This is a genomic window from Streptomyces sp. NPDC056224 (genome assembly GCF_042267665.1).
Classification (GTDB): Bacteria; Actinomycetota; Actinomycetes; order Streptomycetales; family Streptomycetaceae; genus Streptomyces.
The window spans coordinates 114043-126634 of record NZ_JBHJTK010000011.1; the positions used below are offsets into that span (position 1 = coordinate 114043).

The window sequence follows — 12592 nt, forward strand, 5'->3', positions numbered from 1 at the left end:
CCGGGGGACCCCGGCGCCTCGGATGCCGACGGGGTCCGATCGCGCCGGGCGCGCGGTTCCACGTCCGCCGTGCGGGCGGCACCGGCCGCATCCGGCCCGGCCGGCGTTCGAGGCGCCGGGCCCGGGGCGGAGTCCGGGAGGCCGGGCGGAGACCCGCCCGGCGTCGCGCCGCGTCGCGTCGCGCCGGGGTGCCCTCGAACATCGGCCCGGATGGCCGTAGCATCCGGCCATGCCGAATGGTCAGCAGCAGCCCCAGGCCCAGCCCCCCGCCGGAGGCCAGTGGTACCCGCCGGAATGGCCCGCCCGCATCCGCGCGCTCGCGGAGGGCTCACTCACTCCGGTCGACCCGCGCCGCGCCGCCACCGTGATGCTGCTCCGCGACACCCCCGCCGGGCCCGCCGTGCACATGTTGCGCAGGCGCGCCTCCATGGCCTTCGCCGGAGGCGCGTACGCCTACCCCGGCGGCGGGGTCGACCACCGCGACGAGGAACACCAGGTGGGCTGGGCCGGGCCGAGCCGGGACGACTGGGCCCGCCGCCTCGGCACGGACACCCGCACCGCCCAGGCCATCGTCTGCGGCGCCGTCCGGGAGACCTTCGAGGAGGCGGGCGTCCTGCTCGCCGGGCAGACCCCGGACACCGTCGTCGGCGACACCACCGGCGACGACTGGGAGGCCGACCGCCAGGCCCTGGTGGCCCGGGAGCTGTCCTTCGCGGAGTTCCTGGACCGCCGCGGCCTGCTGCTGCGCTCCGACCTGCTGGGGGCGTGGGCGCGCTGGATCACCCCGGAGTTCGAGCCGCGCCGCTACGACACCTGGTTCTTCGTCGCCGCCCTCCCCGAAGGCCAGCGCACCCGCAACGCCTCCACCGAGGCCGACCGGACCGTGTGGATCCGCCCCGCCGACGCGGCCGCCGGGTACGACAAGGGCGAGCTGCTGATGATGCCGCCGACCATCTCCACCCTGCGCTCGCTGGAGCCGTACGGGAGCGCCGCGGACGCGCTCGCCGCGGCCGGCGCGCAGGACCTGACCCCCGTACTGGCCCGGGCCGTGCTGGAGGACGGCGAGCTGGTGCTCAGCTGGCCGGGGCACGACGAGTTCACGAAGCGAGTGCGCCCCGGAGGCCCCGCGTGACCGACGCCGCCGCACTGCCGGGCCAGCCCCGAGGGGTCGTCGCCTCCGGGCCCGCCACCTCCCGCGCCGTCAACGTCCTGGCCCCCAACGCGTCCGCGATGACCCTGGACGGCACCAACACCTGGCTGCTGTCCGAGCCCGGGTCCACCCTGGCCGTGGTCGTCGACCCCGGACCGCTGGACGAGGCGCACCTGCGCGCGGTCATCGACACCGCCGAGCGGGCCGGCCAGCGGATCGCCCTGACCCTGCTCACCCACGGCCACCCCGACCACGCCGAGGGCGCCGGCCGGTTCGCCGAGCTGACCGGCACCAAGGTCCGCGCCCTGGACCCGGCGCTGCGCCTGGGCGACGAGGGCCTGGCCGCCGGGGACGTGATCCGCACGGGCGGTCTGGAACTGCGCGTGGTCCCGACCCCGGGCCACACCAGTGACTCGCTCTGCTTCCACCTGCCCGCCGACCGGGCCGTCCTGACGGGCGACACGATCCTCGGCCGCGGTACCACCGTCGTCGCGCACCCCGACGGCCGTCTGGGCGACTACCTGGACTCTCTGCGCCGCCTGCGCTCGCTCACGGTCGACGACGGCGTGCACACCGTCCTGCCGGGCCACGGGCCGGTCCTGGAGGACGCCCAGGGCGCCGTCGAGTACTACCTGGCCCACCGCGCGCACCGCCTCGCCCAGATCGAGACCGCCGTCGAGGACGGGTTCGTCACCCCGGAGCAGGTCGTCGCCCACGTCTACGCGGACGTGGACCGCTCGCTGTGGCCGGCCGCGGAATGGTCCGTCCGGGCGCAGCTGGAGTACCTTCAAGATCACGGACTGATCCCTGGGGGGCCCGAATGAACACCGTGTTCTTGCTCGTCATGCTCGTCGCGACGGCCGGTTGGATCACCTCCACGGTGACGCTCCGCGTGCAGAGCCTGCAGCTCAAGGCGGACCGCATGGAGCGTCGCCTGGCCCTGGTGCTGGACCACTTCGGCATCGAGGAGCCGGAGCCGGCCGGGATGGACGAGGTACGGGCCCATCTGGTGGCCGACCGCAAGATCTCGGCCATCAAGGCCTACCGCCGGATCACCGGCGCGGGCCTGGCCGAGGCCAAGCTGGCCGTCGAGTCCCTCGAGGTCGCCGGGAAGTCCTGAGGCAGGCCCGGGGGCCAGCCCCGTTCGCGAGGCGTCTTCGTACCGTGGCGGGCCGTGTACTCGTCCGCGAGCCATGGTCCGAGGTCCTCGATGTAGCCGTGCAGGACGGCCGGGTCCGCGACGGGGTGGACCGCCACGGCGGCCGCGGCCCGCATCTGGGCGGCCCGCTGCGGGTAGTAGGTGCCGAAGACCTCCGCGGACTCGGCGAGGTCGCTGGTCCAGCCGCCCCACCGCGGCATGACCAGGGTGAATCCGGTGCGCAGCAGGCGCCGCGCGAAGGCCCGGCTCAGGGCCCGGTACTCGTCCGGGGAGGACGCCGCCCGCGCCTTCGCCCGCCAGGTGGGCAGTACGTCGGCCAGGTCGCCGTTGGTCTCCCGGGCGAGCAGGCTGTCGGGGCGGTAGCGGGGCAGGTGCTCGGCCAGGTCGGCGCCGAGCAGCGGGGTGCACAGGCAGGCGAGGAACCAGCCCAGGCCGAATCGTTCCTGCTCGCTCAGCAGGGTCTCCTTGCCGTACAGCGGGATCGTGGCGCCCAGGATCTGCGGGAAGTCCTCGTCGAGGCCGCGCGCCAGCACCTCGGCGGCGTCACCGTCCTCGGCGGCGGGCTCGTGGTGCAGGGCGAGCAGCAGGTCGAGGCCGGACCGCCCGGGCCGGGCCGTCCCGCGCGGCACGGACCCGTACAGGTAGGCGCTGTGCAGCCGCCGTCCGTACGCCTCGGCGGTCCGTTCCCGCGCGGCGGCGACGACCTCCTTGAACTCGGCCCGCACCTGCCCCAGCGATCCCTCCCGCTCGAAGTACCCGTACGCGTCGAGGCCCCTGTGCTCCATACCTCCACTGTGCACGGTTCCCGGGCGAATCCGGCTGCGAACGGGTGAATCCGGGCGGGTCGGGGCAAAACACGGTGCCGGGAAACGCGAAGGCCCCGCCCGGGGTACGGGCGGGGCCCTTCACGAAGCCAGGGGTCAGCGTGTCAGCGCGAACGCTTCGCGAGGCGCTCCACGTCCAGCAGGATCACCGCACGCGCTTCCAGGCGGAGCCATCCGCGGCCGGCGAAGTCGGCCAGGGCCTTGTTCACGGTCTCGCGCGAGGCGCCGACGAGCTGCGCGAGCTCTTCCTGCGTCAGGTCGTGCACCACGTGGATGCCCTCTTCCGACTGCACGCCGAAGCGGCGCGACAGGTCGAGGAGCGCCCGCGCCACACGGCCGGGAACGTCGGAGAAGACCAGGTCGGACATCTGGTCGTTGGTCTTGCGCAGGCGCCGCGCGACGGCGCGCAGCAGCGCGGTCGCCACCTCGGGCCGGGCGTTCAGCCACGGCTGCAGGTCGCCGTGGCCCAGGCCGAGGAGCTTGACCTCGGTCAGCGCGGTGGCGGTGGCGGTGCGCGGGCCCGGGTCGAACAGCGACAGCTCGCCGATCAGCTCGCCGGGACCGAGGACGGCCAGCATGTTCTCGCGGCCGTCGGGGGAGGTGCGGTGGAGCTTCACCTTGCCCTCGGTCACGACATACAGCCGGTCGCCGGGATCGCCCTCGTGGAACAGGGCGTCACCGCGTGCGAGGGTCACCTCGCCCATGGAGGCGCGGAGCTCCGCGGCCTGCTCGTCATCGAGCGCCGCGAAGAGCGGGGCGCGCCGCAGAACGTCGTCCACGAGTCTCTCTCCTATGTCGACCAGCTCAGGGGACCGGTCTCCCATTTTGCCGGACGGCTCAAACAGTGCGATCAATCACTACCTAGGATGCCGGACATACGGGCGTGCTGTGCGGTGGGAGGCCAATCGGGGTGGTGTTACCTGAGGTCCGGGCGGGTGTCAGCGGCCGGCCTTAGGCTGGCCGGGTGTCCAACAAGCCGGTGAGAGCACAGGCCAAGGGGTCTGCGGGAGTGACCGCCGCCCATAATTCAGCCGTGGGCGAACAAGCCCCCTCGAAGGTGTCCGAGAAGGCCCGGCCCGCCCCTCAGGGCAAAGGTTCGGCCAAGAAACCGTCCGTGGCCAAGCCGGAGTCCCGTCTGGCCATGGTGCGCCGGGCCCGCCGCATCAACCGCGAGCTGGCCGAGATCTATCCGTACGCCCATCCGGAGCTCGACTTCCGCAATCCGTTCGAGCTGCTCGTCGCGACGGTGCTGTCCGCGCAGACCACCGACCTGCGGGTGAACCAGACGACCCCGGCCCTCTTCGCCGCCTACCCCACCCCCGAGGACATGGCGGCGGCGGCTCCCGAGCACCTGGAGGAGCTGATCAAGCCCACCGGGTTCTTCCGCGCGAAGTCCAGGTCCCTGCTCGGCCTCTCGCAGGCCCTGCGGGACGACTTCGGAGGGGAGGTGCCGGGCCGGATAGAGGATCTGGTGACCCTGCCCGGAGTCGGCCGGAAGACCGCGAACGTGGTCCTCGGCAACGCCTTCGGGGTTCCGGGCATCACCGTCGACACCCACTTCGGCAGGCTCGTGCGCCGCTGGAAGTGGACCGAGCAGGAGGATCCGGAGAAGGTCGAGGCGGAGATCTGCGCGATCTTCCCGAAGAGCGAGTGGACGATGCTCTCGCATCGCGTCGTCTTCCACGGCCGCCGGATCTGCCATGCCCGCAAGCCCGCCTGCGGGGCCTGTCCGATCGCCCCCCTCTGCCCCGCGTACGGGGAGGGCGAGACCGACCCGGAGAAGGCGCGCAAGCTGCTCAAGTACGAGAAGGGCGGCCAGCCGGGCCAGCGCCTGAGCCCGCCGCCGGACTACCCGGGCCTCCCGGCCCCGCCACTGGGCGCCCCGGTGCCCTGACGGGCGCGGGCAGGAACGAATCGGTACCCGGGCCGCGTTTGGCGGTGTGGGAGACGGTGTTCACGGAAAAGCTGCGACAGGGGTGCCTATGACGCGCGGTACACGGGACGAGACGACGGCGGGGCCTCGTGATGTCGGCGGAGCCCGGCCGGGCCGCGACGCGATCGAGGTCACCACGGACGGCCTGCCCGACTGGCTCGACCCCGTCGTCGAGGCCGTGCGCACGGTGCGTCCGACCCAGCTGAGCCGGTTCCTGCCGCCCGAGGACGGCCGGGGCCGGCAGTCCGCCGTGCTCGTCCTGTTCGGCGAGGGCCCCCGCGGGCCCGAGCTGCTGCTCATGGAGCGCGCCGGCACCCTGCGCTCGCACGCGGGCCAGCCGTCCTTCCCCGGGGGCGCCCTGGACCTGGAGGACGGCGATCCGCACACCACCGGCCCGCTGCGCGCCGCGCTGCGCGAAGCCGAGGAGGAGACCGGGCTCGACCCCTCCGGTGTCCAGCTCTTCGGGGTGCTGCCCCGCCTCTACATCCCGGTCAGCGAGTTCGTCGTGACCCCGGTCCTCGGCTGGTGGCGCGCTCCGAGCCCGGTCGGCGCCGTGGACCCGGCCGAGACGGCCCGGGTCTTCACGGTCCCGGTGGCCGATCTCACGGACCCCGGACACCGGGTCATGACCGTCCATCCCAGCGGCCACCTGGGTCCGGGATTCACCGTCGAATCGGCTCTGGTCTGGGGTTTCACCGCCGGGGTGATCGACCGGATCCTGCACTTCGCGGGATGGGAGCGGCCGTGGGACCGCTCACGTCACGTCCCGCTCGACTGGCGCGCATGAGACGGTGGCCCACGTGAACGTGCTGGACATCTTGTTGCTGCTCGCCGCCGTATGGTTCGCGATCGTCGGCTACCGCCAGGGGTTCGTCGTCGGCATCCTGTCGGTGATCGGCTTCCTCGGCGGTGGTCTCGTCGCGATGTCGCTGATCCCGCTGGTCTGGGACCGGGTGACGGACAACGGCACCCAGGTGTCCACCACGGTCGTCGTCATCGCCGTCGTCGTGATCATCGTCTGCGCCTCGATCGGCCAGGCCCTGACCACCCACCTGGGGAGCCGGCTCCGCCGCCACATCACCTGGTCGCCGGCGCGCGTGCTGGACGCGACCGGCGGCGCGCTGGTCAACGTCGTCGCGATGCTGCTGGTGGCCTGGCTGATCGGATCCGCGCTCGCCGGTACGTCACTTCCCACGCTGGGCAAGGAAGTCCGCAACTCCAAGGTGCTCCTGGGCGTGTCGCGCGTGCTGCCCTCCCAGGCGAACACCTGGTTCTCGGACTTCAGTTCCACCCTGGCGCAGAACGGTTTCCCGCAGGTCTTCAGCCCGTTCTCCAACGAGCCCATCGCCGAGGTCAAGGCACCCGATCCGGCGCTCGCGCGCAGTCCCGTCACCGAGCAGGCCAAGCGCTCGATCGTGAAGGTCGTCGGCACCGCCCCCAGTTGCAGCAAGGTGCTGGAGGGCACGGGCTTCGTCTTCGCGCCCGGCCGGGTGATGACCAACGCGCACGTCGTCGGCGGAGTCAGCGAGCCGACCGTGCAGATCGGCGGCGAGGGCAGGCTGTACGACGGCAAGGTCGTGCTCTACGACTGGGAGCGTGACATCGCCGTCCTGGACGTGCCCAAGCTGAAGGCCCCGCCGCTGGAGTTCACCGACAGGGACGCGGCGAGCAGCAGTGACGCGATCGTCGCCGGTTTCCCGGAGAACGGCGCCTACGACGTCCGCTCCGCCCGCGTCCGCGGCCGGATCAACGCCAACGGCCCGGACATCTACCACCGGGGCACCGTCCGGCGCGACGTGTACTCGCTGTACGCGACCGTCCGCCAGGGCAATTCCGGCGGCCCGCTGCTGACGCCCGACGGCAAGGTGTACGGGGTCGTCTTCGCGAAGTCCCTCGACGACCCGAACACCGGCTACGCGCTGACGGCGGACGAGATCCGCGACGACATCCGGATCGGCCGGATCGCCGAACAGCGGGTCGACAGCCAGGGTTGCGCCCTCTGAGACGCTGAGATGAGGTGGGGCCCCGACGCCGAGGCGCGGGGCCCCAGTGTCCTTCTACGTCCGTGGATGGCGCAGCCGCGCCGAGACCCACAGGGCCCGGCGGCGCAGGATGCGCGGAATCCCGAGTCGGAGGTCGTGGCCGTGGCGGCCGGCCCTCTCGTAGCTGCCCGGCGTCGCTGCCGAGCGGCGTTCGCGTGCGGTGTCACCGTAGTCGTGCGTCCAGCCCATACTCCGAGCTGTGCCCGTGCCCCAAGGTCGGTAACCCCGTCCGGGGCGGCCAATTGGCCTATGCGCCGGGCAATTGAATGCTTGTCATATCGGTCAGCGGTCCGGCTCGGGGTCCTTGAGCCAGTTCACCAGCTCGGTGGAGAAGGCCGCCGGGTCCTCCTCGTGCGGGAAGTGCCCGAGACCGTCGAACAGCCGCCAGCGGTACGGGGCTTCGACGTACTGGCCGGAGCCGGCCGCGCTCCGCGTGCGCATCACGGGGTCGAGCGAGCCGTGCAGGTGCAGCGTCGGCACCCGTACCGGCCGCTTCATCCGCCGGTTGAACTGGAGCCCGTCGGGCCGGGCCATGGACCGCATCATCCAGCGGTAGGGCTCGATCGAGCAGTGCGCGGTCGACGGGATGCACATCGCCCGCCGGTACACCGCGATGTCCTCGTCGGTCAGGTCCTCCTGGAGCCGCGGCCCGGACCAGTCCCGGATCAGCCGCCCGACGAGGGCCCCGTCGTCGGCGACGAGCTGCCGCTCGGGCACGAACGGCCGCTGGAAGCCCCAGATGTGCGAACTCGCCCGGGTCTGACCGAAGTCCGACAGCATCGCCGAACGCCAGCGGCGGGGGTGCGGCATGGACGAGACGACGAGCCGGCGCACCAGCTTGGGCCGCATCACGGCCGCCGTCCAGGCGAGGTAGCCGCCCAGGTCGTGCCCGACGAGCGCGGCGTCCGGCTCGCCGAGGGACCGTACGACCCCGGTGATGTCGAGCGCCAGGTTGGCGGGGTCGTAGCCGCGCGGGGTGCGGTCGCTGCCGCCCACGCCGCGCAGGTCCATCGCGACCGCGCGGTAGCCCGCGTCGGCGAGCGCCACCATCTGGTGCCGCCAGGTCCACCAGAACTGCGGGAAGCCGTGCAGGAGCAGCACGAGCGGTCCGTCGCCGAGCTCGGCGACGTGGAAGCGGGCGCCGTTGGCGGCGACGTCCCGGTGGGTCACCGCTTTCCCGCCGGGGAGGTCGAGCCGTACCGCCGTGGCAGCCGTGGGGGGAGTGCTGGGGTCCGGCGAGGGCGCTGTCATGAGGACGAGCGTGCCACACCCACGGCCTTGTCACTCAACGGCCGCTCGTGGGGCTTGACGGTTCCGACGAGCGCGGCGGTCTGCTTGACCGACTCGATGGTCTTCACCGGCGGCTTGACCTTCTTGAACTTCGCGTAGGCGAGGAGCCCGACCAGGCCCGCGAGCAGCCAGAACGCGACGCCGACGATGAGGAAGGACCAGGCGAGCCCGAGCCCGAGGTTATGGATCCCGTAGGCCGCGGCGAAACTCAGTACGGGGAGGGAGAAGAGCAGGAGCACGCCCGCGGCCATCGCGGCGCCGCTGCCGATGCCCGCGCGCTTGACGTCCTGCTTGATCTCCACCTTGGCGAGGGCGATCTCGTCGTGCACCAGGGCGGACATCTCGGCGGTGGCCGCGGCGACCAGCTGGCCGAGCGTGCGCTCGGCTCCCGGCACCCCTTGGTCCACTACGCTCATCGCTCTCTCCCTCAGTCGTCTGCTGCCGGCGGCTGCCTAGCGCCGTCGGTCCCAGTCAGATCATGCCGGACCGTCGTCCTCGATGCTGGACCCGGCCGCCGCTTCGGCCTTGCGGCGGTGCTCCGCGGCCTTCTCGTCGTAGATCTTCGCCATCCGCAGGTGGTACGCCGGGTTGTGCTCCTCGTAGATGTCCGGGATGCCGTCGAGGTCCTCGTCGCGCTCCTCGGCCTCGGTGAGCGCCCGGTACTTGCGGTCGCGGAGCTTGAGCAGGACACAGGCGACGACCGCGGCGATGAGGGAACCGATCAGGACGGCGGCCTTGATCTCGTACATGAGGGGCCGGTCGTCGCTGAAGGCGAGTTCGCCGATCAGCAGCGAGACCGTGAATCCGATGCCGGCGAGCGAGGCGATGGCGAGCACGTCCGGCCAGGCGAGGTCCTCGTTCAGCTCCGCCTTGGTGAAGCGCGCGGCCAGCCAGGTGCCGCCGAAGATGCCGACCGTCTTGCCGACGACCAGGCCGAGGACGACGCCGAGGGTCTCCGGCCGGGTGAAGACCTGGGCGATGGCCTCGTCGGAGAGCGAGACTCCGGCCGAGAAGAGCGCGAAGAGCGGGACGGCGAGCCCGGCCGAGACGGGCCGTACGAGGTGCTCGATGTGCTCGCCGGGGGACTGCTCCTCGCCCTCCTCGCGGTGGCAGCGCAGCATCAGGCCCATGGCGACACCGGCGATGGTGGCGTGGACCCCGCTGTTGTACATCAGGCCCCAGACGACCAGGGCGAGCGGGACGTAGACGTACCAGCCGCGGACACCCCGGCGCAGCAGGAACCAGAACAGCGCGAGGCCCACGACGGCGCCGCCGAGGGCCGGCACGTCGATGTCGCTGGTGAAGAACACCGCGATGATGACGATCGCGAAGAGGTCGTCGACGACGGCGAGGGTCAGCAGGAAGGCGCGCAGGGCGGACGGCAACGAGGTGCCGATGACCGCGAGGACGGCGAGCGCGAAGGCGATGTCGGTGGCGGTCGGGACCGCCCAGCCGGCCTGCGAGCCGTCGCCGAACACGTTGACGAGGGCGTAGACCCCCGCCGGGGCGGCCATGCCGCAGAGGGCGGCGATGACCGGGAGGGCGGCGGCCTTGGGGTCGCGCAGATCGCCCGCGACCAGCTCGCGCTTGAGCTCGATCCCGGCGACGAAGAAGAAGACCGCGAGCAGGCCGTCGGCCGCCCAGTGTTGTACCGACAGGTCCAGGCCGATGGCGGCGGGGCCGAAGTGGAAGTCGCTGACGGTCTGGTAGCTGTCCGCGAGGGCGGGGGTGTTCGCCCAGACGAGGGCGCCGACCGTGGCCACGAGCAGCAGCACACCACCGACCGTCTCGGCGCGCAGGGCATCGGCCACGAACCGGCGCTCGGGCAGCGAGAGCCGGCCGAGGAACGTGCGGCGCTGGGGTTCGGTCGGGTTGGGCGTGGCCACGGAAGGGAACCTCCGGTTGGTCGACGGCATGACGAATGCAGTTGCCGACCAGACTTCCCGGCTCACCCTGTGGACTTTCTTGACGCTTTCAATATGTTACAGGGTGTAGCCAAGGGCGTATCCGGCGATCGTCACTTTATGCGCGAAAAGGGCGCCCGGCGCGTTGCGCACCGGACGCCCTCCTTGGTCCGACCGGGCCGTCGGCCCGTCTCAGTCCTCGCTGGACGCGGCCGGCAGCTTGGACTGGATCAGGTCCATGACCGAGGTGTCGGCCAGCGTGGTGACGTCACCGACCGCGCGGTTCTCCGCCACGTCGCGCAGCAGACGGCGCATGATCTTGCCCGAGCGGGTCTTCGGCAGCTCCTGCACCGGCAGGATCCGCTTCGGCTTGGCGATCGGGCCGAGCGTGGCGCCCACGTGGTTGCGCAGGTCCGCGACCAGGTGCTCGGTCTCGGAGGCGCTGCCGCGCAGGATGACGAAGGCCACGATGGCCTGGCCGGTGGTCTCGTCGTTCGCGCCGACCACGGCCGCCTCGGCGACCGAGGGGTGCGACACGAGGGCCGACTCGACCTCGGTGGTCGAGATGTTGTGGCCGGACACCAGCATCACGTCGTCCACCCGGCCCAGCAGCCAGATGTCGCCGTCGTCGTCCTTCTTGGCGCCGTCGCCCGCGAAGTACTTGCCCTCGAACCGCGACCAGTACGTGTCGATGAACCGCTGGTCGTCGCCCCAGATGGTGCGCAGCATCGAGGGCCACGGCTCGGTGAGGACGAGGTAGCCGCCTCCGCCGTTCGGGACCTCGTTCGCCTCGTCGTCCACGACGGTGGCGCCGATGCCGGGCAGCGCGCGCTGCGCCGAGCCCGGCTTGGTCTGCGTGACGCCCGGCAGCGGGGAGATCATCATCGCGCCGGTCTCGGTCTGCCACCAGGTGTCCACGATCGGGCAGCGGTCGCCGCCGATGTGCTTGCGGTACCAGATCCAGGCCTCGGGGTTGATCGGCTCGCCGACCGAGCCCAGCACGCGCAGGCTCGACAGGTCGAACTTCGCGGGGATGTCGTCGCCCCACTTCATGAACGTGCGGATGGCCGTGGGCGCCGTGTAGAGGATGGTGACGCCGTACTTCTGCACGACCTCCCAGAACCGGCCCTGGTGCGGGGTGTCCGGCGTGCCCTCGTACATCACCTGGGTGGCGCCGTTCGCGAGCGGCCCGTAGACGATGTACGAGTGTCCGGTCACCCAGCCGATGTCGGCGGTGCACCAGTAGACGTCGGTCTCCGGCTTCAGGTCGAAGACCGCGTGGTGGGTGTAGGCCGCCTGCGTGAGGTAGCCGCCCGAGGTGTGCAGGATGCCCTTCGGCTTACCCGTGGTCCCCGAGGTGTAGAGGATGAACAGCGGGTGCTCGGCGTCGAAGGCCTGCGGCGCGTGCTCGGCGGACTGGCGGCCGACCACGTCGTGCCACCAGACGTCGCGGCCCTCGGTGAAGGCGGTGTCCTGGCCGGTGCGCCGCACGACGAGCACGTGCTCGACCTGCGGACACTTGGCGACGGCCTCGTCGATGGCGGGCTTCAGGGCGCTGGGCTTGCCGCGGCGGTAGCCGCCGTCGGCGGTGATGACCAGCTTGGCGTCGGCGTCCTGGATGCGGGAGGCCACGGCGTCCGCGGAGAAACCGCCGAAGACCACCGAGTGCGCGGCGCCGATACGGGCGCACGCGAGCATCGCGACGACCGCCTCGGGGATCATCGGCAGGTAGACGGCGACGCGGTCGCCGGCCTGGACGCCGAGCTCGGTCAGGGCGTTCGCGGCCTTGGAGACCTCGTCCTTGAGCTCGGCGTAGGTGATCGCGCGGCTGTCGCCGGGCTCGCCCTCGAAGTGGATGGCGACGCGGTCGCCGTTGCCGGCCTCGACGTGCCGGTCCACGCAGTTGTACGCGACGTTCAGCTTGCCGTCCGCGAACCACTTCGCGAAGGGCGGGTTCGTCCAGTCGAGCGTCTCGGTCGGCTCCGTGGCCCAGTGCAGCCGCCGGGCCTGCTCGGCCCAGAAGCCCAGCCGGTCCGCGTCGGCCTGTGTGTACGCAGCCTGTGTCACGTTGGCGGCGGCGGCCAGATCGGCGGGCGGTGCGAACCGCCGCTCCTCCTTGAGCAGATTGGCCAGGCTTTCGTTGCTCACGACATCTCCCTTTCCCAGGGTGTCCGTTGTGTCCCCGGGCATAGCTCATCAGTCAGCGGCCCAGGTGACAAGGGGTAGCCGGAAATTGGTTTAGACCTATAGCATGTCCGGACCCATGCGACGGCCCCTTCCCGCCGCAGGT

The 12592-nt window shown here is 71.8% G+C and carries 12 protein-coding genes; 6 read left to right on the plus strand and 6 right to left on the minus strand.

Annotated features, from left to right (window positions below; genetic code table 11):
- Window positions 1-229 precede the first annotated feature (229 nt).
- The 3 genes from ACFCZ1_RS16735 to ACFCZ1_RS16745 are packed head-to-tail and all read left to right on the plus strand — an operon-like array spanning window position 230 to window position 2270.
- On the plus strand, window positions 230-1132 hold the full coding sequence (locus tag ACFCZ1_RS16735; RefSeq protein ID WP_376679010.1) for an NUDIX hydrolase: 903 nt from the start codon (window positions 230-232) through the stop codon (window positions 1130-1132).
- Complete coding sequence (locus tag ACFCZ1_RS16740) at window positions 1129-1974, plus strand: MBL fold metallo-hydrolase (protein ID WP_376679011.1); 846 nt, start codon at window positions 1129-1131, stop codon at window positions 1972-1974. Before ACFCZ1_RS16735 ends, ACFCZ1_RS16740 begins: the two co-directional genes overlap by 4 nt.
- A complete protein-coding gene (locus ACFCZ1_RS16745) occupies window positions 1971-2270 on the plus strand; it encodes a ribosomal protein L7/L12 (RefSeq protein WP_376679012.1) in 300 nt (99 codons plus the stop codon). Before ACFCZ1_RS16740 ends, ACFCZ1_RS16745 begins: the two co-directional genes overlap by 4 nt.
- On the opposite strand, the gene ACFCZ1_RS16750 is transcribed toward ACFCZ1_RS16745, so the two are convergent.
- Window positions 2192-3094: a nucleotidyltransferase gene (locus ACFCZ1_RS16750; RefSeq protein ID WP_376679013.1), complete on the minus strand. Its 903-nt coding sequence runs from the start codon at window positions 3092-3094 to the stop codon at window positions 2192-2194. The two genes, ACFCZ1_RS16745 and ACFCZ1_RS16750, sit on opposite strands and share 79 nt — an antisense overlap.
- A 143-nt stretch (window positions 3095-3237) precedes the next feature.
- Window positions 3238-3912 carry a Crp/Fnr family transcriptional regulator gene (locus tag ACFCZ1_RS16755; RefSeq protein ID WP_003981529.1) on the minus strand — a complete coding sequence of 225 codons (675 nt, stop codon included), beginning with the start codon at window positions 3910-3912 and terminating at the stop codon, window positions 3238-3240.
- Window positions 3913-4190: 278 nt separating this feature from the next.
- On the opposite strand from ACFCZ1_RS16755, the gene nth reads away from it, so the two are divergent.
- The 3 genes from nth (at window position 4191) to ACFCZ1_RS16770 (ending at window position 7069) form a co-directional block, all read left to right on the plus strand.
- Entirely contained in the window at window positions 4191-5027 is an 837-nt protein-coding gene (nth, locus tag ACFCZ1_RS16760; protein ID WP_376679061.1) for an endonuclease III, read from the plus strand.
- Window positions 5028-5115: 88 nt separating this feature from the next.
- Window positions 5116-5853: an NUDIX hydrolase gene (locus ACFCZ1_RS16765; RefSeq protein WP_376679014.1), complete on the plus strand. Its 738-nt coding sequence runs from the start codon at window positions 5116-5118 to the stop codon at window positions 5851-5853.
- A gap of 13 nt (window positions 5854-5866) precedes the next feature.
- Window positions 5867-7069, plus strand: coding sequence for a MarP family serine protease (locus ACFCZ1_RS16770; protein ID WP_376679015.1), 1203 nt, complete (start codon window positions 5867-5869; stop codon window positions 7067-7069).
- Window positions 7070-7390: 321 nt separating this feature from the next.
- Here ACFCZ1_RS16770 and ACFCZ1_RS16775 read toward each other — a convergent pair whose 3' ends face one another.
- The 4 genes from ACFCZ1_RS16775 to acs all read right to left on the minus strand — a co-directional run bounded on the left by ACFCZ1_RS16775 (window position 7391) and on the right by acs (window position 12492).
- A complete protein-coding gene (locus ACFCZ1_RS16775; protein WP_376679016.1) occupies window positions 7391-8359 on the minus strand; it encodes an alpha/beta fold hydrolase in 969 nt (322 codons plus the stop codon).
- Complete coding sequence (locus tag ACFCZ1_RS16780; protein ID WP_376679017.1) at window positions 8356-8814, minus strand: phage holin family protein; 459 nt, start codon at window positions 8812-8814, stop codon at window positions 8356-8358. Before ACFCZ1_RS16780 ends, ACFCZ1_RS16775 begins: the two co-directional genes overlap by 4 nt.
- A gap of 60 nt (window positions 8815-8874) precedes the next feature.
- Window positions 8875-10284 carry a Na+/H+ antiporter NhaA gene (gene nhaA, locus ACFCZ1_RS16785; RefSeq protein ID WP_376679018.1) on the minus strand — a complete coding sequence of 470 codons (1410 nt, stop codon included), beginning with the start codon at window positions 10282-10284 and terminating at the stop codon, window positions 8875-8877.
- 210 nt (window positions 10285-10494) lie between these two features.
- Window positions 10495-12492, minus strand: a complete 1998-nt coding sequence (gene acs, locus ACFCZ1_RS16790) for an acetate--CoA ligase (RefSeq protein WP_376679019.1) — start codon at window positions 12490-12492, stop codon at window positions 10495-10497.
- Window positions 12493-12592: the final 100 nt, after the last annotated feature.